We start from the raw sequence: 21606 nt of genomic DNA on the forward strand, positions 1-21606 counted from the left end.
GGACGACCGGCTGCTCGTGCGGGTTACCCGCGGGTCTCGTCGTTCCGGTCGGGATCGGCGGCCTGCGCCTCGCGCCGGGCGCGCTCAGCCGCCTTGGCCGCGGCGTCGGCGGCGTCCATGGCGTCAGCCTCCGCCAGCGTCGGAGCTCCGCCGCCGAACTTGGCAGGCACCCAGAACTCGCCGGCCGGGTAGGGGCCGTTCCACTCGCGGTACATCTCCTGCAGTTCGGCGAGCTTCGCCGACATCGAGTCGTGCAACCGCTGCGTGATCTCGTCCACGGTGCCCTCGGGCCGGATCGGCTCGCACACCCCGATCGCGATCTTGAAGTTGTTCCGCCCCATCGCTCGGGGGTGCCCCTTGGTCCAGATCCGCTGCGCACCCCAGACCACGGTCGGGATGATCGGCGCACCGGACTCCAGCGCCATCCGTGCCGCACCCGACTTGAACGTCTTGATCTCGAAGCTGCGGCTGATGGTGGCCTCCGGGTACACCCCGACCAGTTCCCCGTTCTTGAGGTAGTCCACCGCGGTCTGGTAGCTCTCCGCACCGTTGCCGCGGTCCACCGGGATGTGTTTGAGCGCGCGCATGACGGGGCCGCCGTACCTGTTGTCGAAGACCTCTTTCTTCGCCATGAAGCGGACCTTGCGCTTCTGCAGGAACGCCGGGATGCCGGCGAGGGTGAAGTCGAGGTAGCCGGTGTGGTTGATCGCGACCACACCGGGGCCCTGCACCGGCACGTTCTCGACGCCGGAGATCTTGAACTTGAGGCCCTGCGCGAGCCACAGGGTGCGAGCCACACCGATCACGGTGTCGTAGACGGGTTCCATGACCCCCGACCTTAGTCGGGACGTCCGACACGTGCGCCGTCGTCGAGCCGCGACCGGAGCGGCGTGCGGCCGGGGACGGGACGCTCCGCGGAAACCGCGATGCCGCCGACGGTCGATCTGCCGGATCCATGACGGCGACCACCCCGCCCGATGGTCCCGCCGCACTCGGGCTCAAGGCCCCGGGCATCCGGCTCGACCGCCCGGATAGGCTGAGGTGTACAGCCCTTGCTCTATCGGAAAGGTCTCAGCCCCGTGCAGATCACCTCCATCGGCCACGCCGGATTCCACATCGAGACCGCGGCCGGATCGATCCTCTGCGACCCGTGGGTCAACCCCGCGTACTTCGCATCGTGGATCCCGTTCCCGGACAACACCGAACTGGACTGGAAGGCGCTCGGCGACTGCGACTACCTCTACGTCTCGCACCTGCATCGCGATCACTACGACGAGCAGAACCTGATCGAGAACGTCAACAAGGACGCCGTCGTCCTGCTGCCGGACTATCCGGTGCCGGACCTCAAGCGCGACCTGGAACGTCTCGGCTTCCACACCTTCGTGGAGACCACCGACTCGGTGAAGCACAAGGTCAGCGGCCCCAAGGGCGACCTGGACGTCATGATCATCGCGCTCCGCGCCCCGGCCGACGGCCCGATCGGCGACTCCGGCATCCTGATCGACGACGGCGAGACCGTCTGCTTCAACATGAACGACGCGCGCCCGGTCGACCTCGACGTCGTGAAGCAGGAGTTCGGGCACGTGGACGTGCATCTGCTCCAGTACTCGGGCGCCATCTGGTACCCGATGGTCTACGACATCCCGAAGAAGTCGAAGGCCAACTTCGCCAAGCAGAAGCGCCAGCGCGGCATGGACCGGGCCCGCAGCTACATCGAGCAGGTCGGCGCCACCTGGGTGGTCCCCTCGGCCGGTCCGCCGATGTTCCTCGACGACGACCTCTACACCGCCAACGACTTCAACACCGGCAGCGACTCCGACCAGGCGTCGATCTTCCCCGACCAGGCCGAGTTCCTGGAGCAGATGAAGACGCACGGCACCGACGACGGCACGCTGCACCGCGGTCTGATGATGGTGTCCGGATCGAGCGCGAAGTTCGCCGGGTCGGAGATGCTGGAGTTGGCGCATCCGTACCCGCCGGAGCTGGTCTTCGGGGAGAACAAGAAGGCCTACCTGGACCGGATGAAGGAGAAGTTCGCTCCGATCATCGCGGCCGAGAAGGCCTCCTGGGCCCCGGCCGACGGCGAGCCGCTGCTGCCGCAGCTCAAGGACCTGTTCGAACCGATCATGAAGCAGTCGGACCTGATCTGTGACGGCATCGGCTACCCCGTCGGCCTCGTCGTGGGCGAGGAGACCTTCGTCCTGGACTTCCCCAAGCGCGAGGTCCGCATGAAGGCCGACGGCGACGGCAAGTACCGCTACGGCTTCCGGATCGCCCCCGAACTGGTCCGCACCGTGCTGCGCGACGACGAGCCGGACTGGGTCAACACCATCTTCCTCTCGACCCGCTTCACCACCTGGCGGATCGGCGGCTACAACGAATACCTCTACACCTTCTTCAAGTGCCTCACCGACGAGCGGATCGCGTACGCCGACGGCTGGTTCTCCGAGGCGCACGACGACGACCAGTCGGTCACCCTGGACGGCTGGACCATCCAGCGCCGCTGCCCGCATCTGAAGGCCGATCTGGGCAAGTTCGGCGTGGTCGAGGGCAACAAGCTCACCTGCAACCTGCACGGCTGGGAGTGGGATCTGAAGTCGGGCCGCTGCCTCACCACCAAGGGTCACGAGCTGCGCGCCGAGCCGGCCGGCGGGGCCGCGCAGAACTGACCGTGACGCTTCCGCTCGAGGGCTTCACCGTCGTCTCGGTGGAGCAGGCCGTCGCCGCTCCCCTGGCCACCCGGCAGCTCGCCGATCTCGGCGCGCGGGTGATCAAGGTGGAGCGGGTCGACGGCGGCGACCTGGCCCGCGGCTACGACCGTTTCGTCGAGGGCACCGGCGCGCACTTCGTGTGGCTCAACCGCGGCAAGGAGTCCCTCGCCGTCGACCTCAAGTCGACGGCGGGCCGGACCCTCGTGCGGACGCTGATCGACACGGCCGACGTCTTCGTCCAGAACCTGGCGCCCGGGGCGGCCGAACGCCTCGGGCTGGGTGCGGCCGAACTGCGCGCCGGGCATCCGGAACTGGTGACGGTGAACCTGTCCGGTTACGGCGGCGGCGGCCCGTACGCGCAGCGCAAGGCCTACGACATGCTGGTCCAGGCCGAGGCCGGACTGATCTCGATCACCGGCACCGCCGACGCCGCGGTGAAGACCGGCATCCCGACCGCCGACATCGCCTCCGGCATGTACTGCGCCCAGGCCGTCCTCGCGGCGCTGCTGCGCCGGGCCCGCACCGGTGAGGGCGCCGAGATCGAGGTGTCGATGCTCGAATCGACCTTCGAGTGGATGGGCTACCCGATGTACAGCACGCTCCACACCGGGAGCCAGCCGCCGCGGATGGGCGTCGGGCACGTGTCGATCGCGCCGTACGACTCGTATCCGACGTCCGACGGCGAGATCCTCATCGGCGTGCAGAGCGACAACGGCTGGAAGACGCTGATGCGCGACGTCTTCGAGCGCCCCGATCTGGTCGACGATCCGCGGTTCGCCACCAACATCGACCGCGTGCGCCACCGCGCCGAATGCGATGCGGTGGTCGCCGAACTCAGTGCGCGGTGGACCGTCGAGGACCTGTCCGCACGCCTGGCCGAGGCCGGGGTGCCCGCCGCCGAGATCCGCGACGTCGACTCGGCCGCCGCGCACCCGCAACTGCGGGCCCGCGACCGCTGGCGACGGATCGACACACCGAACGCGCAGGTGGAGGCGCTGCTCCCGCCCGCGACCTTCGCCGACCACGAGGCCCCGATGGGCCCGGTCCCGGCGCTGGGCGAGCACACCCGCACCGTGCTCGCGGATCTGGGCCTGGATGCCGCCGCCGTCGACGCCGCGCTCACCGCGGGCGTGGTGGCCGCCGCCGTCAGACCGTCTCCGCCAGATGGTGGCCGATGATGACCTCCTCCACCGCATCGGCGTACCAGGGACGACGACCCCCGACCCGGTAGACCACGCCGCGGCCGACCAGCTCGCGCGCGGTCGTCGGGCCCTCCCCCGCCGGTCTCTCCGCCAGGAGCGCACGAAGCCGCGCTTCACGCGCGTCCAGGGCGGCGGCGTGCGTCGCCAGGTCCGCGAGGAACCCGGCCCGGTCGGTGTACGGGCCCTTGTGGTGGAACGTGGTGTACACCGCCGCCTCGATCTCGGCGCACCGCGCCAGCGACGCCCGCACGTCCGGCAGCGTCGACTCCAGGTCCGCGTACACCGGACCGAACGACGAGAGGTCGACGTCGGCGGTGAAGAACACCCCGTCCGGTTCCACGAAGAAGCCGCAGTGCCCGCCGGTGTGCCCCGGCAGCGGCACCGCGCGGAGGGTGACGCCGCCGCCGACGTCGATCACCGCGTCGTCGTCGAACGGTGTCGCGTCGGGTCGCTCGGAGAGCCGGAACGTCCGTTTCAGCTCGTCGCCGAGCGCGCCGGGCGGCACGTTCATGCAGCGCACGAACTCGTCCCAGGAGGCCACGGCGGGAAGATCGCGCCGGTGCACCGTGACCGGGGCGCGGGTCTCCCCGAGCCCGACCACGTGGTCCTCGTGATAGTGACTCAGCACGATCAGATCGGCTGCGGCGCAACCGGAGTCGAGCGAGGAGTCGATCTGCACCACGGTGTCCCCGCCGGTCACCCGGAGCGGACTGCCGTTAGGGTAGACGCCGCCGTCGCCGCGGAGCATCACCACGTGCTCGCTGAGCCGCACTTCCTCCATACCGGCGACCTTAACGATCCCCGAGACGCCCGCGGAGACGATCGGTGCATATCTCGATGTACGAGGTTAGGCTTACTTGACCGACAGGCGGACCACGGTCCCCGGGAGGAAGGACGTCGTGACACAGGTATCCGTGCAGACACCGACACCGTCGTCGCCCGGCCCCGCACCGGGACGCCGCGGCCCCCTCACCCGCGCCTCGGCCGTCCTCGGCCTCACCGCGCTGCTGGCGCTGCTGCTCCTCGGCGGATTCTTCGTCGGCAGCGGCGACATCTCCCTCGACCAGGCCTGGAACGCCCTGTGGGGCACCGGTGATCCGACCGACGTGATCATCATCCGCGACGACCGCGTGCCCCGCACCCTGCTGTGCGCCGTGGTGGGGGCGGCCCTCGGCGTGGCCGGCGCGGTGATGCAGGGCCTGACCCGCAACCCGCTCGCCGACCCCGGCATCCTGGGCGTCAACGCCGGCGCGTACTTCGCGATGGTCGTCGGCTCGGTGGCTTTCGGCGTCTCCGCCGGCGGTTACACCTGGTGGGCGATGGCCGGGGCGTTCGCCGCCGCGGTCCTGGTCTACTTCGTCGGCTCCCGCGGACCGGGCGGGGCGAGCCCGGCCAAACTGGTGCTCACCGGTGTCGCGGTGGCCGCCATGCTCAGCGGCCTGGCCTTCGCGCTGACGATGATCCACCCGAGCACCTTCGACCAGATCCGCGGACTGCTGATCGGCACGCTCGACGGCCGCGGCTGGACCGAGCTCTCCCTCGCGTGGATCCCGGTCGTCGTCGGACTGGTCGTCGCGGTGGCCCTGGTCGGCTACCTCAACGCCCTGGCGCTGGGCGACGACCGCGCCTCGGCCCTCGGCGTCCCGGTCACCGCGGTCCGCGCCGTCGGCTTCGTCGCCGTGACCCTGCTGTGCGGCGCCGCCACCGCGGCCGTCGGACCGATCACCTTCGTCGGCCTGATGGTCCCGCACGCGGTCCGCATGGTGCTCGGACCCGACAACCGCTGGGTGATCCCGATGTCGATGGTCACCGGCCCGATCGTGCTGGTGGGCTCGGACCTGATCGCCCGCGTCGCCACTCCCAGCGAGCTTCCGGTCGGCATGGTGACCGCCTTCCTCGGCGCCCCGCTGCTGATCTGGCTCGCCCGCAAGGATCGGGGATCCCCGCTGTGACCACCGCCGACGTCTCGAACTCCGCGCTCCCGGACGGCCGCGGCGCCGCCGTCCCGCCTGCCCGCTGGCCCGGCCGCATCCGGTTCCTCCGGGTCGGGCCGCTCAGTGTGAAGGTGGACCTGCTCGCCGGTGCGGTGACGCTGGTGCTGGTGCTCGCCACCACCCTGATCGCGCTCTGGTCGCTGGGCATCTCCACCACCGACTCGCCGAACCTCGGCTTCGGCGAGATCTTCGCGATCCTCGCCGGTCAGGAGAGCGGACCGGGCGCCACCCGCGTGGTGGCCGCCGCCCCCGCGGTGATCGTCGCCGTGCTCGGCGGGATCTCGCTGGCGCTCTCCGGCGCGATCTTCCAGACCGTCACCCGCAATCCGCTCGGCAGCCCGGACATCATCGGCTTCACCACCGGCGCGTACACCGGCGCGCTGATCGCCATGCTGGTCTTCGGCCTCGGCAGCGCGGGCACCACGATCGGCGCGCTGATCGGCTGTCTGGGCACCGGCCTGATCGTCTACCTGCTCGGCATGCGCGGCGGCACCGGCAACTACCGGTTCATCGTCGTCGGCATCGGCATCTCGGCGATGCTGGTCTCGTTCAACGGCTACCTGGTGGCCACCGCCAATGTGCAGAACGCCGGCTCGGCGGCCGCGTGGGGCATGGGCAATCTGCGCAACCTCACCATGACCGACACCGTCCCGGTGTTCGTGGTGCTGGCCGTCCTGCTCCCGGTGCTGGCCGTCGTGACGCCGCGCATGCGGATGTTCGAGCTGGGCGCCGACTCGGCCCAGAGCAAAGGCGTCGACACCGACAGCACCGAGCTGCTGCTGCTCGTGGTCGGCGTCGGCTTCGCCGCGGCCACCACCGCGGTGGTCGGCCCGATCGCCTTCGTCGCCCTGGTCGCGCCCCAGCTGGCGGCCCGGCTCACGCCGAGCGCCGGCATCCCCCTGATCACCTCGGCCGCGGTCGGCGCCACGCTGCTGGTCTCCAGCGATGCGATCGCGCGGACCGTCCTGGCGCCGACCACCCAGCTGCCCGTCGGCGTCGTGACCACCGCGCTCGGCGGCGTCTACCTCCTCTTCCTGCTCATGGCCCAGGCACGAAAGGCCCGACTATGAACGCATCGACCCCCTTCGACGGAGCTCAGGGAGCGTCCGGGCAAGCCCAGGGAGCGTCCGGACAAGCCCAGGGAGCGACCGGCGCCCGGCTCACCGTCTCCGGACTCCGCGTCGGTTACGGCGAACGCGTGATCATCGAGAACCTCGACACGGTGATCCCGGACGGCTCGTTCACGGTGATCGTCGGACCGAACGCGTGCGGCAAGTCGACGCTGCTGCGGTCGCTGAGCCGACTGCTCAAACCGACTGCCGGCGAGGTGCTGCTCGACGGCAGGCCGGTGGCCTCCTACAAGGGCAAGAGCTTCGCCCGCGAGATCGGTCTGCTCCCGCAGCAGTCGATCGCCCCCGAGGGCATCACGGTGATCGACCTGGTCTCGCGCGGTCGTTTCCCGTACCAGTCGATGTTCCAGCAGTGGACCGACGACGATCAGCGCGCCGTCGACAGAGCCCTCGCCGCGACCCGGCTCACCGAACTCTCCACCCGCACCGTCGAGGCGCTCTCCGGCGGTCAGCGCCAGCGCGTCTGGATCGCGATGGCGCTGGCCCAGGAGACCCCGATCCTGCTGCTCGACGAGCCCACCACGTACCTGGATCTGGCGCACCAGCTCGAGGTGCTGCAGTTGTGCGCCGAGTTGAACGCGGAGGGCAAGACCCTCGTCGCCGTCCTGCACGACCTCAACCAGGCCGCCCGGTTCGGCACCCATCTGATCGCCATGCGCAGCGGCGCGATCCTCGCGAGCGGGGCGCCGAGCGAGATCCTCGACGCCGACCTCGTCGAGAAGGTCTTCGGGGTGCGCTCCCAGGTGGTCCCCGATCCGGAGACCGGCACCCCGATGATCGTCCCGCTGGCCGAGAACCCCGTCGACTTCACGTCCCTCCCCGGCGACACCGCGAACCTGCGCGCGGCGAGCGGACACTGACCTCCCCGGTCCGCGACCTTCCAGCCCGACCGAGTTCCCCACCCCGACGAAAGGACCGAACATGTCGACCCGGCGTCTCGGAGCGTTCCTGGCCCTGGTGGCCGCGCTCCTCCTCGCGCTCACCGCGTGCGTCAAGACCGACGAGGGCGGTGACAACAAGATCTACGACGACCCGTCGGCCGATCCCGGATTCTCCCTCCCGGAGAATCCGCGGGTGATCGGCCTGGGCTGGTCCGACGGCGCCATCGCGCTGGAACTCGGCGTGAAACCGATCGCGATCTACGACTGGATGGCCTTCGCCGACGCCACCAAGGGCGTCGGCGAATGGGATGCGCCCGCGTTCGGTGCGGACGAGCCCACCCTGATCTCCGCGCAGAGCCAGGGCGAGTTCAACTACCAGCAGCTCGAGGAGCTCAAGCCCGATCTGATCCTCAACGTGCGCGCCAAGGCCGACCAGAAGGTCACCGACCGGCTCGCGCAGATCGCGCCGGTGGTCACCGCTCCGGAGGGCAGCGGCGACTTCGCGGTGAACTGGAAGACGCAGACCGAGCTGATCGGCAAGGCCCTGGGCAAGGGCGACGCCGCCGAGAAGCTGATCGGCGAGACCGAGTCGACGTCGAACCGGCTGAAGAGCGAGAACCCGGACTTCGCGGGCAAGACCTTCGTCAACGCCGTGAAGTTCGGCACCGCCTACGGCGCCTACCTCGCCGGCGACGCCCGGTTCGACGTCTTCGCGGCGCTCGGTTTCACGCAGAACCCGCCGGTGGAGAAGCTGGAGAGCTCCGGCTTCTTCGCCAGTGTCCCGGTGGAGCGCGTCGCCGACCTCAACGCCCAGGTGGCGCTGCTCTCCACCATCTCCCTGCCCGTCGCCGACCTGCAGGGCGACCAGCGGCTGAACTCGCTCGCGGTGGTCCGGGACGGCCGCGCGGTGACGATCCCCGAGACGGATCCGGCGAACAAGGGCCTGTCCGCGGGCACCCCGGTGTCGTTGAAGTTCTCGCTGGAGCAGATCGTTCCGAAGCTGGCCGCGGCCGTCAGCAAGCTCTGATCCCGCCGGACCGGCGTACGACGACGCGCCCGCCCGTCACCACGGTGTGACGGGCGGGCGCCTCGTATCCGGGGGTGGGAGAAGCCGTCAGGCCTTCGACTCCACCGCGATCGGGGCCGGTCGCGTGTCCGGCTCGGTCCGGCCGTGCGTCGTGTACAGCACCAGGCCGACGAAGGTGAGGCCGCCGACCAGGTTGCCCAGCACGGTCGGGATCTCGTTCCACACCAGGTAGTCCGCGAGGTCGAAGTCGCCGCCGAGCATGAGGCCGGACGGGAACAGGAACATGTTGACGACGGAGTGCTCGAAACCCATGTAGAAGAACAACGTGATCGGCATCCACATCGCGATCACCTTGCCGCCCAACGACTTCGACATCATCGCGCCGACCACGCCGGTGGAGACCATCCAGTTGCACATGACGGCGCGGACGAAGAGCGTCAGCATGCCCGCGGCGCCGTGCGCGGCGTAGCCGACGGTGCGGTCGTGCCCGATCTCGGCGAGTCGCAGGCCCACCTCGTCCGGCGACACGCTGAAACCGTAGGTCACCACGACGGCCATCATGACGGCCACGGTCAGGGCGCCGCCCAGATTGCCGAGGAACACCAGGCCCCAGTTGCGGAGCATCCGGCGGCCCGTCACACCGCGCCGCTTGTCCAGCACCGCCAGCGGCACCAGCGTGAAGACCCCGGTCAGCAGATCGAAGCCCATCAGGTACAGCAGGCAGAAGCCCACCGGGAACAGGAGCGCTCCCAGCAGCGGCTCACCGGTGCGGACGGTGACGGTCACCGCGAACGCCGCGGCCAGGGCCAGGACGGCACCGGCCATGTACGCCCGGATCAGGGTGTCCCGGGTGGACAGGAAGGCCTTCGCCTCTCCGGCGTCGACCATCGAGCGGACGAAGTCCGCCGGTTTCACGTACGACATGCTGTTCTCCTCTGGATCACGACTGCCTCCGATCCAAAGGCACCCCGGTTCCCGTCCGGTTACGTCCGCGGCGCCGGTCGTGTCACCGAACCCGCACGACGGCGCTGCTCACACCGTGAGAAGTTCTCCGGTGAGGTCCGCGCGCCTCCCCCTGATGGGCGTGTCGCGTCTCCTGTTCCGTGTCGCGCCCCGCCGCCGCGATCCCCCTTCGGAAAGCGTGTCTTGGAGGGCGTGTCGAGTCTCCTCTTCCGTGTCGCGGGGCATGGATGGCGAGCGACACGGAAGAGGAGACTCGACACGCCGACCCGACGACGTCGAGCACCGCCCCGACCCCTGAGCCGGTCTGCGAACGCAGTGCGCGCACCGCGCCGAAGGGACCCGCCTCACCCCGTGAGCCACCCCAGATGCGGGGCGAGCAGCGCATACCCCACGAACGCCACCACGTCGATCACCGCATGGGCGACGACGAGGGGCCACACCCGCCCGGTGGACTGGTACCACCGCGCGAAGATCACCCCCATCACCACGTTGCCCAGTCCTGCGCCGAAGCCCTGGTAGAGGTGATATCCCCCGCGGAGCAGCGCCGAACACGCGAGCGCCGCGTTGCGCCCCGTCCCGAGCTGCCGGAGACGCACCAGGAAGTAGGCCACCACGATCACCTCTTCGGCCACCGCGTTGCCGATCGCGATCAGGACCAGCGTCAGATACTCCCACCACGAGATGCCCGCACCGCCGACCACCAGGTTCGCGTTGATCCCGAGAACCCGCGCGAGCGCCACCAGCCCGAGTCCGGGCAGCCCGATCAGCGCGGCGAGCGCCAGCCCGGGCGGGACGTCGTTCCTCCGCGGCGCACCGAGCCCGATGCGTCGGAGCCCGATCCCGCTGCGCCACAGCAGATAGACCCCGAGCGCACCGATGGCCAGGAGTCGTGCGGCCCGCATCAGCTGCCGGGCGAAGTCGACGGCCCCGATGTCGGACTGGCTCGGGTTGAGCACCACGGTCTGCGCGCCGATCCCGCCGGACAGTTGTGCGTCGATCAGCGAGAGGATCGCCGAGAGCGCGGAGAACCCGAAGGTCAGGGCCCCGACGATCACCAGTTCGACGATCAGTGCGCGGCGCTGCACCGGGTCGTGCTCCACCTCGACCGACGGTTCCGGCGCCCGGCGCAATCGCTCCCACAGACTCACGCCGCCAGCCTAGAGGAGTGGTTCCCGACGCCCCGATCTCCGATCGGAGGTGGTGCGCCTGGTCTTCCTCGTCGGTCGGGGCTCTTCTCTCGTCGGTCGAGCAGATCTCTCGTCGGTGGAGCGGATCTCTCGTCGGTCGAGCGGAGTCGAGACCACCTCCTGAGCACCGCAGAGATCTCGACTCCGCTCGATCACCGAAAAACACTCGAGCACCGAAGAACACTCAAGCACCGGAGAACGCTCGAGCACCGGAGAACGCTCGAGCACCGGAGAATATTCGAGGACCGAAGAACGCTCGAGTACCGGAGAACACCCATTCAGATGAGTGGTTCCCGGTACTCGGGTGTCCGCTGGTCAGAGTCGTGGCCGCGGACGGCCGTCCTCGCCGAGTCCTCCACCGCTTCCCGAATCGCAGGCGAGCGCAGCAAGCCCGCACGGCGAAGAGGCCCGGTGATCGTTCACCGGGAGACCCTTCGACGCGATTCGTCACTACGTTCCGCCTCGGCGCAGGGAGCGAAGCGGCCACCGGCAGAGCACGCCCCGACGAATCGAGGCTCGGGGAGCGGAACGGCCGCCGAGGACCGGGGAGCGCCGTGCAGACGGCGGACTCGTGTGGATTGAATCCACACGAGTCCGCCGGATCCGGTCGGGCGCCGCCACTCGTGGTCGTGACCACCCCCGACCGGTGGTCGCCGCGAGTGACGGCGACGTGGGAACGGGCTTCTCAGCTGCGGCGCAACTCGTTCGCCGCGAACGCGACGCCCCGGAAGTACGGGCGCGGCGCGGTGAAGCCGGTCTCCGCCGCGAGGGCGCGCAGGGCATCGTCGTCGAGCGGGAAGAAATCGGTCTGCAGTCGCTGCCGGATGCCTGCGTGCGCCTCGGCGCCCACCCCGCGGGCGGCGGCGTACTCGGCCATCACGTCGAGGTCGTCCTCGTCGTGCTCCATCAGATCGCACAGCAGCAGCGGAGCGCCGGGCCGCAGTCGGCCGGCGATGTCGGCGAGGTAATCGCGTTTCTCGTCGTCACCGGCGACGAAGTGCATCACCAGCAGACTGACCGCGGCATCGAAGGGCTTCTCGTCGGCGAGATCGCCCACGTAGCCCTCGTGGAAGGTCACCGTGTCGAGCGATTCGGCGGCGGCACGACGGCGCGCGATCGCCAGCATGTCGGCCGACGGGTCGACGCCGACCAGCTCCCAGCCGGGATTCTGCTGGGCCAGGGCGAGGGTCTCGGTTCCGGTCCCGGCGCCGACCACCAGAACGCGAGCGCGTTCTGGCAGCCGGGCGGCGAGGACGGCCGCGCTGATCTCATGCAGCTCGGCGTACCCCGGAACCAGGTTGACGATCCGGGCGTCGTACCCCAGGGCGTTCTGTGCGGCGAAGCGCCGCGACATCGTCGCGGTCACTGCTCGACGAGTTCGTGGAGCGCCTCGGACAGGTCGCCGACCTCGCGGCACGGCCGCTCGAAGGCCAGGCGCACGTCGGAGTCCGCGTCGGGGGTCTCGATCCGGAAGGTGATGCCGAAGCGATCCAGGCCGAGCGGACGCACCCGCCCGCGCTGCACATGCTCGGGGAACTTGCTGGCCAGCCGGTAGACCAGGTCCTGGTGGTCGGCGTCCAGGTGGCTGAGCCACTGGCCCTCGTACTCCCAGAAGGGGTCCGGCTCGGCGGAGGAGAGCGCCGCGGCGTCCACCGCCGACGCCCCGGCGGAGGTGGCGATCACGGCGTTGTCCAGGTGCAGCCGCAGCAGGCAGTAGCCGTGGCCGATGTCGAGGAGTCGGGAGTCGGGGTGGTCGCCGGCGATCTCGACGGCCAGTTCGCGCTCCAGCTCGGCCGGGACCGCGTGCACGCGACCGGAGAGCCAGATCAGCGAACGGACCCGCTCGCGGAGGCTGATCGGTGCGCAGTCGGCCAGCTCCAGCATGGCGGGCAGGCCGTCGAGCGCGTACTCGGCCCGCTCGCGGACCTCACCGTCGTCGGGCACCACCATGAAGGCCTCGGATTCGAAGAGGTGAACCATCGCGACCGCAGCGGGTGCGCATCCGTCTGCCGACAGCGTTCCCTCGTTCGCACGACGGCATGCCGTCTGGATCCGCTCCGCATCGCACGGAACGGGCATGGCCACGGGTTCGGTTCCCTGCATCCGGGGTCCTCCTGGTCTCGTCGCCCCGATCCGGAGCGCTTAGGTAAGCCTTAGTTATGGTTCCCTAACTTAGGGTGTCCTTGGTGTCTCGTCAACACTCCGCTCCGAATCAGTGACCGACTACTCTGGAAACGTGCCCGTCTTCGCTTACTTCGGACCCGCCGGAACGTTCACCGAGATGGCGCTGCATCGCCTGCTCAGCCGCGATTTCCCGACGTTCGACGGCGAGGCGGAGACCCGGCCCGCCGACTCTCCCGCCGCCGCGATCGCCATGGTGCGCAGCGGCGCCGCCGATTACGCGTGCGTGCCGATCGAGAGTTCACTCGAAGGCTCCGTGCCGGCCACCATGGATGCGCTGGTGCCGCGCGGCGACGACCGCCGGGTCCAGGCCTACGCGGAGGTCTCGCTCGACATCGCCTTCACCCTCGCGGCCCGCGAACCGCTGCCCGCCGACCGGGTCCGCACCGTCGCCGCCTACCCCGTCGCCTCCGCGCAGGTGCGCCGCAGCGTCGCCGAGCTCTTCCCGAACGCCGAGTTCGTGCTCGCGTCGTCGAACGCGGGCGCGGCGCAGGACGTCGCGGAGGGCCGCGCGGACGCGGCGGTGACCACCGCGATCGCCGCCGAGCTGTACGGACTGGTGCCGCTGGCTGAGAACGTCGCCGACGCCGACGACGCCGTCACCCGTTTCCTCCTGCTGGGTCGGCCCGGCGTGCCCACCCTCAGGACCGGCGCCGACCGCACCTCGGTGATCCTCGACCTGCCGAACGAGCCCGGCAGCCTGGTGACGGCGATGACCGAGTTCGCCTCCCGCGGCGTCGATCTGACGCGCATCGAGTCGCGGCCGCGCGGGCCGGGAGCCCCCGGCCAGTACCGCTTCTTCCTCGACGCCGCGGGCCACCTGGACGACGCCGCCGTCGGCGAGGTGCTGCGCGCGCTGTACCGGGGCGCCGAGCGCGTGGTGTTCCTCGGTTCGTGGCCGGTGGACCGCGTCGGCGGGGCCGCGCCGACCGACCATTCGGCGAGCGTCGAATGGTTCGCCGCGCTGCGGAAGGGCGAGGTCTGACATGGCGCGGCTGCACCTGGTCCGGCACGGCGAGACCACCGCGAACGTCCTGCAGCAGCTCGACACCGCGTTACCCGGCGCGCAGCTGACCGACTTCGGGGCGCGCCAGGGGATCCGCTTCGGTCTCCACAATCCGCTGCGGGCGCCCGCGGTGCTGCTCAGTTCGCAGGCCGCCCGGGCCCGGCAGACCGCGGAGTTGATCGGCTCGGCGTGGGACATCGACACCGCCGCGATCGACGACGTCCACGAGATCCAGGTCGGCGACCTGGAGGGGCGCAGCGACCGCGAGGCCCACGAGAGGTTCCGCGACGTCGTGCACGCCTGGCATCGCGGCGACCTCGACGTCGCCATGCCCGGCGGGGAGTCGCTGGAGATGGTGCACCGGCGGTTCGTGCCGGTGGTCGACCGGCTCGCGACCGATCACCTGCGGGGCGAACAGCCGCGCGACGTGTACCTGGTCTCGCACGGGGCCGCGATCCGCCTGATCGCGGCACACCTGGCCGGAGTCGACGGCGAATTCGCCCTGCGTCATCACCTGCGGAACACCGACTCGGTGGAGCTCGAGCTCACCGACGACGGGTGGAACCTGGTGCGTTGGGGCACGATCACCGAATTCGTCGCCCCGGACGCCGAACCCCTCGGCTGAGATCCGCAGGATCTCCGACGTCTGGGGCGCGGAGCCCCTTCGACGTCCTGCGAGGATCACCCCGGCACGGGGCTCAGCCCCAGCCGTGCTCCTCCAGCCAGTGGTCGTCGATCCCGAAATGGTGTCCGATCTCGTGCAGCACGGTGATCGCCACCTGCCGGCGCACCTCCTCGGCGGTGTCGCAGATCGCCAGGATGACGTCCCGGTAGATCTCGATGGTGTCGGGCAGGAAACCGGCGTAGTCGTGGGTGCGTTCGGTGAGCGCCACCCCCTGGTACAGCCCCAGCAGGTTCCGGTCCTCCGGATTGACCGGCTCGATCATGATCACGACGTTGTCCATCGCGTTCATGAGTTCCTCGGGCAGCAGATCGAGGGCTTCGCCGACGAGGATCTCGAAGTCCTCGTCGGACATCTTCACGGCCATGCGGGGCTCCTCAACCGGCGGGCGCCGGCGCTTCCTGATCGTTCGGCGAATAGCCCGGAGCCACCGGCACCGGCGTCGGCAACGCGCGGCCGGGCGGGCCCTGGGCGGGCGGCACCGGGATCTTGCCGTTGATCAGCACCTGCTGACGGGCGTCCCCGACGAGTTTGGCGAAACCGCCGCGATCGGGCAGGGCGACGTAGCAGACCACGCGACGACTCCCGGCGTTCCAGCTGACCTCGGAGATCACCGACCACTGCACGTTCAGCGTGGTGGACCGGAACTTCTGGGGTCCCCCGAAGAAACGGTTGGTCTGGTTGGGGCACAGCGTGCGCAGGTACCGGTTCTGCTCCTCGGCGGCCGGCCACGGACGATTCGAGTCGCGCGCACCGAAACGCTGCGACAGGTCGACGGTGCCGGTGGTCTGGAACGCGTGCGGTTCGGCGCAGTTCACCGGCTCGGTGGTGGGCTTGCGGGTCTCTTCCGCGTACCCGATGCAGGTCCCGTCCGGCCAGGCGAACGACTGGTCGCTGTCGACGGCGCGTCCCGCGAACTCCTGGTGCACGCCCTTGGGGCCGGGCTGCTCGATGCCGCAGCGCAGCACGCGGGCGCCGCGCTCCCACTGGGTCTTGGACGGGTACATCAGACCCACGGACAGTCGGCCCTGCGGATCGAGGCCGCCGCCGAGGTAGCGGTCGACGATCACCGAACACTGCTCGTCCCGGATCTCGGCGAAACGCTCCGCCGTCGGGATCGGCGCGGCGGCGCCGAACTCGGAGCCCGGGAACTGCGCGGTGTCGACGGTGCCCGCCACCTCGAACCGGTGCGGTGCGGTGCAGGGCACCTTGACGGGGGCGCCCGGGTCGTCGTCGTTCCAGTTCAGGCAGTCGCCGGACCGTGAGCGGGTGAAGTCGGTCTCGGCGTACGACGACCCCTCGCCGATCACCGTCTCGTCCAGTCCACCGGTCTCGGAGTACCCGCCGCGGGCCGCGATCACCGCGCCCGCGACCACCGCGCCGACGAGCACCGCGACCAGCACGGAGACCAGCCGTACGGCGCCGACCCGCGGGGCCGGGGCGGCGTCCGCGGGATCCTCTGCGGGGTCCGGGGAATCAACATCGGAAGCACTCATCGTGGTCCATCATGCCTGGTGACCCCACCGGGTGTACTCCGAGTAGGGTTTGAGTCGTGATTGACCTGAAGATTGTGCGGGAGAACCCCGATCTGGTCCGGGACAGCCAGCGTGCACGCGGGGAGGACCCGGCCCTCGTCGACCGGCTGCTGGAGGCCGATGCGACCCGACGATCCGCGATCGTCGAGGCCGATGCGCTGCGCGCCGAGCAGAAAGGCCTGGGCAAGCAGGTCGGCAAGGCGTCCGGCGACGAGAAGGCCGCGCTGCTGGCCCGCGGCAAGGAGCTGTCCGAACTGGTCAAGGGCGCGGTCGCGAAGCAGAACGACGCCGAGCGGACCTTCGGGGAGCTGCATCGCGCGATCTCGAACGTCGTCGCCGAGCAGACTCCGCCGGGCGGCGAGGACGACTACGTGGTGCTCGAGCACGTGGGCAGCCCGCGCGAGATCGCCGACCCCAAGGATCACCTGGAGTTGGGCGAGAACCTCGGTCTGATCGACATGGGTCGCGGCGCCAAGGTGGCCGGGTCGCGTTTCTACTTCCTCACCGGTCCCGGCGCGATGCTGCAGCTGGGTCTGCTGAACATGGCCGCCGCCAAGGCCACCGCCGCCGGGTTCACCATGATGATCCCGCCGGTGCTGGTCCGCCCCGAGGTGATGGGCGGCACCGGGTTCCTCGGCGCGCACGCCGACGAGGTGTACCACCTGGAGCAGGACGACGCGTACCTCGTCGGCACCTCGGAGGTCCCGCTCGCCGGCTATCACGCCGACGAGATCCTGGACCTGTCCGACGGCCCCAAGCGCTACGCCGGCTGGTCCACCTGTTTCCGACGCGAGGCGGGCTCGTACGGCAAGGACACCCGCGGCATCATCCGCGTCCACCAGTTCGACAAGGTCGAAGGCTTCGTCTACTGCAAGCCGGAGGACGCCGAGGCCGAGCATCGGCGTCTCCTGGACTTCGAGAAGTCCATGCTCGCCGCGATCGACGTCCCCTACCGCGTGATCGACGTGGCCGCGGGCGACCTCGGCAGCTCGGCGTCGCGCAAGTTCGACTGCGAGGCCTGGGTTCCGACGCAGAACACCTACCGCGAGCTCACCTCGACGTCGAACTGCACGACGTTCCAGGCCCGCCGCCTGGCGACCCGCTACCGCGACGAGAACGGCAAGGCCCAGACGGCGGCGACGCTCAACGGCACCCTCGCCACCACCCGCTGGCTGGTCGCGATCCTGGAGAACCACCAGCAGCCCGACGGCTCGGTGGTGCTCCCGGACGAGTTGGCGACGTTCACCGGCTTCAAGGTCCTCGAACCCCGCTGACCGAGCGCCCCTCGTTGGTTGAACACCCTTCGCCGGTCGAGCGCCTCTTCGCCGGTTGAACGCCTCTTCGCTGGTTGAGCGCAGTCGAAACCACCCCCTTCGCTGATCGAGCGGAGTCGAGATCTCGACTTCGCTCGATCAGCGAAAAAGGGCACTCGACCAGCGAAGAGAACGCTCGACCGGAAAGAGATCTCGAGCCGCTCGACCCGTCGAGGGGATCAGCGGCTGTCGATCCTGCTGATCAGCCACTGATCGCCCACCTTCTGGAGCGTCATCGTCATGGAGGCGGTGCGCCGGTCCCGGGACTGCCCGGTGACCAGAAGTTTCATCACCGGGAGGACCACGGCGGTGTCGCCGGCCAGGCTCGACAGACCGAGCGAGGCGACCGAGCACGACGAGTCGGATCTGCTCTCGGTGATGATCCTGACGTTGGTCTTCGCGTACTCGGTGAACCGTTCCTTCGCCTCCCCGGTCAGGAGCAGTTCGGTGCGGGCCAGGTCGGTGTCCACGGTCTGATGGTTGTAGACGAACGGTGCGCAGACGATCTGCCGAGCACGCTCCAGCACCTCGGCGGCCTCCGCGGAGACGACCGGCGCGGAGCCCCCGGAATCGCGGTCTCCGTCGTCGAGCACGCCCACGGCGGCGATCCCGGCGAGCAGCACCGAGACCAGTGCGGCGCCCACGGCGATCCGCGCCGCGATCTGCCAGCGGAGTCCGTTCGACGACGAGGAGCGGCGCACCGAGTGCCGGGTCACCGGAGTCGGGACGGTCGGGATCTGCGCCGAATCGACCTGCCGCGGTTCGGGCCGGGGCGGCGGCGCGGCGGGGTCCGCGGTGAGCGCGGTCGCGAGGTCGGCGGCGAAGGCACGACTGTCCGGATAGCGGTCGGCGGGTTTCTTCGCCATGGCCCGGGCGAAGACCGCATCGACGGCGGCCGGGAGCGCCGTGCGACTGTGTTCGACGACCGACGGGATCGGGTCGCGGGCGTGGGCGTGGGCGATGATCACCGCACCCGACGACTTCCGCGGATACGGCGGAGCGCCGGTCAGCAGTGCGAACGCGGTGCACGCGAGCGAGTACTGGTCCGCTCGGGCGTCGATCGGCATGGCCTGCAGCTGCTCGGGTGAGGCGTAGGCGACCGAACCCATCGTGATGCCGGTGCCGGTGAGCTCACCGGCCTCGTCGATCGAGTGGGCGATGCCGAAATCGGTGAGCATGGCCTGGCCGTGCACGCCGCGGATGATGTTGGCGGGCTTCACGTCCCGATGGATCAGCCCGTGCCGGGCGGCTTCGTCGAGGGCGCCGGCGATCTGCTCGACGACGTCGGCGACCTCGGCGGGCGGCAACGGGACGGCCAGGTGCCGGGAGAGGTCCTCGCCGTCGACGTAGGCGAGTGCGATCCACAGGCGCCCGTCGGTCTCGCCGCGGTCGTGGATGGCGACGATGTTCGGGTGTTCCAGGGCGGCGACGGCATCGGCCTCCCGGCTGAAGCGCCGGCGGAATCCGTCGTCGACGGAGAGCAGTGAGGCCAGGACCTTCAGCGCATCACGGCGCGGCAGCCGCGGATGCTCGGCCAGGTAGACCTCACTCATGCTGCCGGCGCCGAGCTGCCGTTCGATCGTGTAACCGGCGAACCGGTCGCCGGGGTCGAGTGCGATCACCGCGCGGCCTACCGGGGGTTCTCGACGGCCGTGAGCACCGCGATGTCGCTGATCAGCCAGTCTCCCGCTTCCCGGACCAGCGTGTACTCGACGTCGAACGGTCTGGCCGACTCCAGGGTGGTGGCCGTGGTGGTGACGAAGGCGAGCACCTTCGCCTCGCCGCCCCGGTGGCGGACCACCCCGATGTCGTCGACCCGGCAGGCGACCCGCGATCCCGGACGGGCACCCAGCGTCCGGCGGACCCCCGAAGCGGCCTCCCGGTACTGCGTCTCGGCGGCGCCGGTGAGGACCGCGGCGGCGCGACGATCGTCGTCGGCCGAGTCGGCCCCGGCGGTCAGGGGCACGCAGGCGATCACCGTGGCCCGGGCCTTCAGCGCCGGGTCGGGGGCGGTGAGCGCCTCCTCCGGGGGTTCGCCGGAACCACCGGTCACGAACAGGAGCACGGCGACGACCGTCGCCGTGACGGCGATGCCGAGCGCGACGAGCGTCATGAGCCGGTGGACCCCGCCGCCCTCGTGCGGGGACGACGGGGCGGTGCGAGCCGACCACTCGCCCGGGGTCACCGGGTCGAATCGCGGCATTCCTTTCACCCTTTCAGACTAATCAGACAGCCTGATAGGACGCTCATTTCAGCTTCCGGCCCAGGTCGAGCCGTGTCGTCACACTGCTCGACCTGGGACGCCGTCTACGGAGTCAGCCCTTGACGCACAGGATGGTGCGCAGGTGCGTCACCACCTCGACCAACGATGACTGCGCCTCGATCACCCGGTTCAGATCCTTGTAGGCGCCCGGGATCTCGTCGACCACGCCCGCGTCCTTCCGGCACTCGACGCCGTCGGTCTGCGCACGCAGATCGTCGACGGTGAAGGTCCGCTTGGCCGCGGTCCGGCTCATCCGACGACCGGCGCCGTGCGACGCGGAGTACAGGGACTCCGGGTCGCCCAGGCCCCGCACCACGTACGAACCGGTGCCCATGGAACCCGGGATCAGCGCGAGGTCGCCGGAACCGGCGCGGATCGCCCCCTTGCGGGTCACCACGTACTCGTTCCCGTCGACGGTCTCGCTGCCCACGTAGTTGTGGTGGACGTTGATCTCGTCGGTGAAACCCACCCGGGGGAACCGCTCGGCGACGACGCCGCGGACCAGCGCCATCATCACCGCGCGGGAGTGCGCCGCGTAGTCCTGCGCCCAGCGCAGGTCGTACAGGTAGGCGTCCATCTCCTCGCTGCCGGCCAGGAAGTAGGCCAGGTCGCGGTCGGGCAGGTCCCGGTTGTGCGGCAGGCCCTTCGCGGTGGCGATGTGCCGCTCGGCGAGCTCCTTGCCGATGTTCCGGGACCCGGAGTGCAGTGTGAGCCAGACGGCGTCGTCGGCGTCGAGGCACACCTCAATGAAGTGGTTGCCGCCGCCGAGCGTGCCGATCGCCTTCGGGGCCCGGCTCATCGCGCGGGTCACGTCGGCGCGCAGCCCCTCGGCGCCCGCCCAGAGCCGGTGGGACTGACTCTCGATCGCGCCGCCGAACCGGCGGGTGTCGACCTCGTTCTTGTGCACCTTGAAGCCGACCGGGACGGCCGCCTCGATCGCCGACCGGAGACCGGACAGGTCGTCGGGCAGGTCGGCGGCGCGCAGCGTGGTCTTGACGCCGGCCACACCGCAGCCGATGTCGACGCCGACCGCGGCCGGGGAGACGGCGTCCTCCATCGCGATCACCGAGCCGACCGTCGCGCCCTTGCCCAGGTGGACGTCGGGCATGACGGCCACGCGGCGCACGGGATCCAGTCGCGCGATGTTGCGCAGCTGGTTCAGGGCCGCCTGCTCGATCTCGTGCTCGTGGGCCCACAGCTTGACGTTCGGCTGACCGCTGAGCGGCACCGGGAACGCGGGAGACATGATTTTTCGTCCTTGGTTTCGGCGCCCCGTGGTGCGGGGCGCATGAGTGATGGTCCGCGGAACGCTACGGCACGGCTTCTCCGGTGTGCCACGCATTTTTCCGCGGCGTGGACGACGAAGCCGTGTGACGGCGACCCCTGTCCAGGGTCTATTCGCCCGCACGCCGGTATTCTGGCGGGAATGACGCAACCTCCCGAGCCGCCTCGGCGCGCTCCCGGCGGTCCCGGCCGCCCGGCGGAGGCCTGGAACGTGCCGCCCCGCCCGCCCGTCGACCCGAACCGCTTC

General features: G+C 70.2%; 20 protein-coding genes. 9 read left to right on the forward strand and 11 right to left on the reverse strand.

Going from position 1 to position 21606, the window contains the following annotated elements:
• Window positions 1-23: 23 nt before the first annotated feature.
• Window positions 24-827, reverse strand: coding sequence for a lysophospholipid acyltransferase family protein (locus QM809_RS03750; RefSeq protein WP_415044482.1), 804 nt, complete (start codon window positions 825-827; stop codon window positions 24-26).
• A 252-nt stretch (window positions 828-1079) separates the two neighbouring features.
• On the opposite strand from QM809_RS03750, the gene QM809_RS03755 reads away from it, so the two are divergent.
• Window positions 1080-2669, forward strand: a complete 1590-nt coding sequence (locus QM809_RS03755; protein WP_415044483.1) for a Rieske 2Fe-2S domain-containing protein — start codon at window positions 1080-1082, stop codon at window positions 2667-2669.
• Window positions 2670-2671: 2 nt separating this feature from the next.
• On the forward strand, window positions 2672-3889 hold the full coding sequence (locus tag QM809_RS03760; RefSeq protein WP_415044484.1) for a CaiB/BaiF CoA transferase family protein: 1218 nt from the start codon (window positions 2672-2674) through the stop codon (window positions 3887-3889).
• Here the strand turns inward: QM809_RS03760 and QM809_RS03765 are convergent.
• Entirely contained in the window at window positions 3858-4694 is an 837-nt protein-coding gene (locus QM809_RS03765) for an MBL fold metallo-hydrolase (RefSeq protein ID WP_415044485.1), read from the reverse strand. The genes QM809_RS03760 and QM809_RS03765 overlap by 32 nt on opposite strands.
• A gap of 118 nt (window positions 4695-4812) precedes the next feature.
• On the opposite strand from QM809_RS03765, the gene QM809_RS03770 reads away from it, so the two are divergent.
• From QM809_RS03770 to QM809_RS03785, 4 genes are all read left to right on the forward strand, one after another.
• Entirely contained in the window at window positions 4813-5865 is a 1053-nt protein-coding gene (locus tag QM809_RS03770; protein ID WP_415044486.1) for a FecCD family ABC transporter permease, read from the forward strand.
• Complete coding sequence (locus QM809_RS03775) at window positions 5862-6977, forward strand: FecCD family ABC transporter permease (protein WP_415044487.1); 1116 nt, start codon at window positions 5862-5864, stop codon at window positions 6975-6977. The genes QM809_RS03770 and QM809_RS03775 overlap by 4 nt, the downstream gene beginning before the upstream one ends.
• Window positions 6974-7897 (forward strand): ABC transporter ATP-binding protein, encoded by a 924-nt coding sequence (locus tag QM809_RS03780; RefSeq protein ID WP_415044488.1) that lies wholly within the window; start codon window positions 6974-6976, stop codon window positions 7895-7897. Before QM809_RS03775 ends, QM809_RS03780 begins: the two co-directional genes overlap by 4 nt.
• Before the next feature lie 61 nt (window positions 7898-7958).
• Window positions 7959-8945 (forward strand): ABC transporter substrate-binding protein, encoded by a 987-nt coding sequence (locus QM809_RS03785; protein WP_415044489.1) that lies wholly within the window; start codon window positions 7959-7961, stop codon window positions 8943-8945.
• Window positions 8946-9032: 87 nt separating this feature from the next.
• On the opposite strand, the gene QM809_RS03790 is transcribed toward QM809_RS03785, so the two are convergent.
• The 4 genes from QM809_RS03790 to QM809_RS03805 form a co-directional block, all read right to left on the reverse strand.
• A complete protein-coding gene (locus QM809_RS03790) occupies window positions 9033-9869 on the reverse strand; it encodes a formate/nitrite transporter family protein (protein WP_415044490.1) in 837 nt (278 codons plus the stop codon).
• A 383-nt stretch (window positions 9870-10252) separates the two neighbouring features.
• Window positions 10253-11056, reverse strand: coding sequence for a CPBP family intramembrane glutamic endopeptidase (locus QM809_RS03795; protein ID WP_415044491.1), 804 nt, complete (start codon window positions 11054-11056; stop codon window positions 10253-10255).
• A gap of 724 nt (window positions 11057-11780) precedes the next feature.
• Window positions 11781-12461 carry a class I SAM-dependent methyltransferase gene (locus QM809_RS03800; protein ID WP_415044492.1) on the reverse strand — a complete coding sequence of 227 codons (681 nt, stop codon included), beginning with the start codon at window positions 12459-12461 and terminating at the stop codon, window positions 11781-11783.
• Complete coding sequence (locus QM809_RS03805) at window positions 12458-13198, reverse strand: DUF2470 domain-containing protein (RefSeq protein ID WP_415044493.1); 741 nt, start codon at window positions 13196-13198, stop codon at window positions 12458-12460. The genes QM809_RS03800 and QM809_RS03805 overlap by 4 nt, the downstream gene beginning before the upstream one ends.
• Before the next feature lie 133 nt (window positions 13199-13331).
• On the opposite strand from QM809_RS03805, the gene pheA reads away from it, so the two are divergent.
• Together pheA and QM809_RS03815 are read left to right on the forward strand one after the other, a co-directional pair.
• The gene (pheA, locus tag QM809_RS03810; RefSeq protein ID WP_415044494.1) at window positions 13332-14261 is read left to right on the forward strand and encodes a prephenate dehydratase; all 930 of its coding nucleotides are present in this window, start codon (window positions 13332-13334) and stop codon (window positions 14259-14261) included.
• Window position 14262: 1 nt separating this feature from the next.
• On the forward strand, window positions 14263-14907 hold the full coding sequence (locus QM809_RS03815; protein WP_415044495.1) for a histidine phosphatase family protein: 645 nt from the start codon (window positions 14263-14265) through the stop codon (window positions 14905-14907).
• Between the two features lie 73 nt (window positions 14908-14980).
• Here QM809_RS03815 and QM809_RS03820 read toward each other — a convergent pair whose 3' ends face one another.
• Both QM809_RS03820 and QM809_RS03825 read right to left on the reverse strand, forming a co-directional pair.
• Window positions 14981-15331 (reverse strand): metallopeptidase family protein, encoded by a 351-nt coding sequence (locus tag QM809_RS03820; protein WP_415044496.1) that lies wholly within the window; start codon window positions 15329-15331, stop codon window positions 14981-14983.
• A 10-nt stretch (window positions 15332-15341) separates the two neighbouring features.
• Complete coding sequence (locus tag QM809_RS03825; RefSeq protein ID WP_415044497.1) at window positions 15342-16460, reverse strand: septum formation family protein; 1119 nt, start codon at window positions 16458-16460, stop codon at window positions 15342-15344.
• A 56-nt stretch (window positions 16461-16516) separates the two neighbouring features.
• Between QM809_RS03825 and serS the strand changes: the two genes are divergently transcribed.
• On the forward strand, window positions 16517-17773 hold the full coding sequence (serS, locus tag QM809_RS03830) for a serine--tRNA ligase (RefSeq protein WP_415044498.1): 1257 nt from the start codon (window positions 16517-16519) through the stop codon (window positions 17771-17773).
• Between the two features lie 218 nt (window positions 17774-17991).
• On the opposite strand, the gene QM809_RS03835 is transcribed toward serS, so the two are convergent.
• The 3 genes from QM809_RS03835 to QM809_RS03845 all read right to left on the reverse strand — a co-directional run bounded on the left by QM809_RS03835 (window position 17992) and on the right by QM809_RS03845 (window position 21321).
• Window positions 17992-19434 (reverse strand): serine/threonine-protein kinase, encoded by a 1443-nt coding sequence (locus QM809_RS03835; RefSeq protein WP_415044499.1) that lies wholly within the window; start codon window positions 19432-19434, stop codon window positions 17992-17994.
• 8 nt (window positions 19435-19442) lie between these two features.
• Window positions 19443-20015, reverse strand: coding sequence for a hypothetical protein (locus QM809_RS03840; protein ID WP_415044500.1), 573 nt, complete (start codon window positions 20013-20015; stop codon window positions 19443-19445).
• 112 nt (window positions 20016-20127) lie between these two features.
• Window positions 20128-21321 (reverse strand): RtcB family protein, encoded by a 1194-nt coding sequence (locus tag QM809_RS03845; protein ID WP_415044501.1) that lies wholly within the window; start codon window positions 21319-21321, stop codon window positions 20128-20130.
• Window positions 21322-21606 lie beyond the last annotated feature (285 nt).

Source organism: Gordonia sp. (in: high G+C Gram-positive bacteria), assembly GCF_047600385.1.
Classification (GTDB): domain Bacteria; phylum Actinomycetota; class Actinomycetes; order Mycobacteriales; family Mycobacteriaceae; genus Gordonia.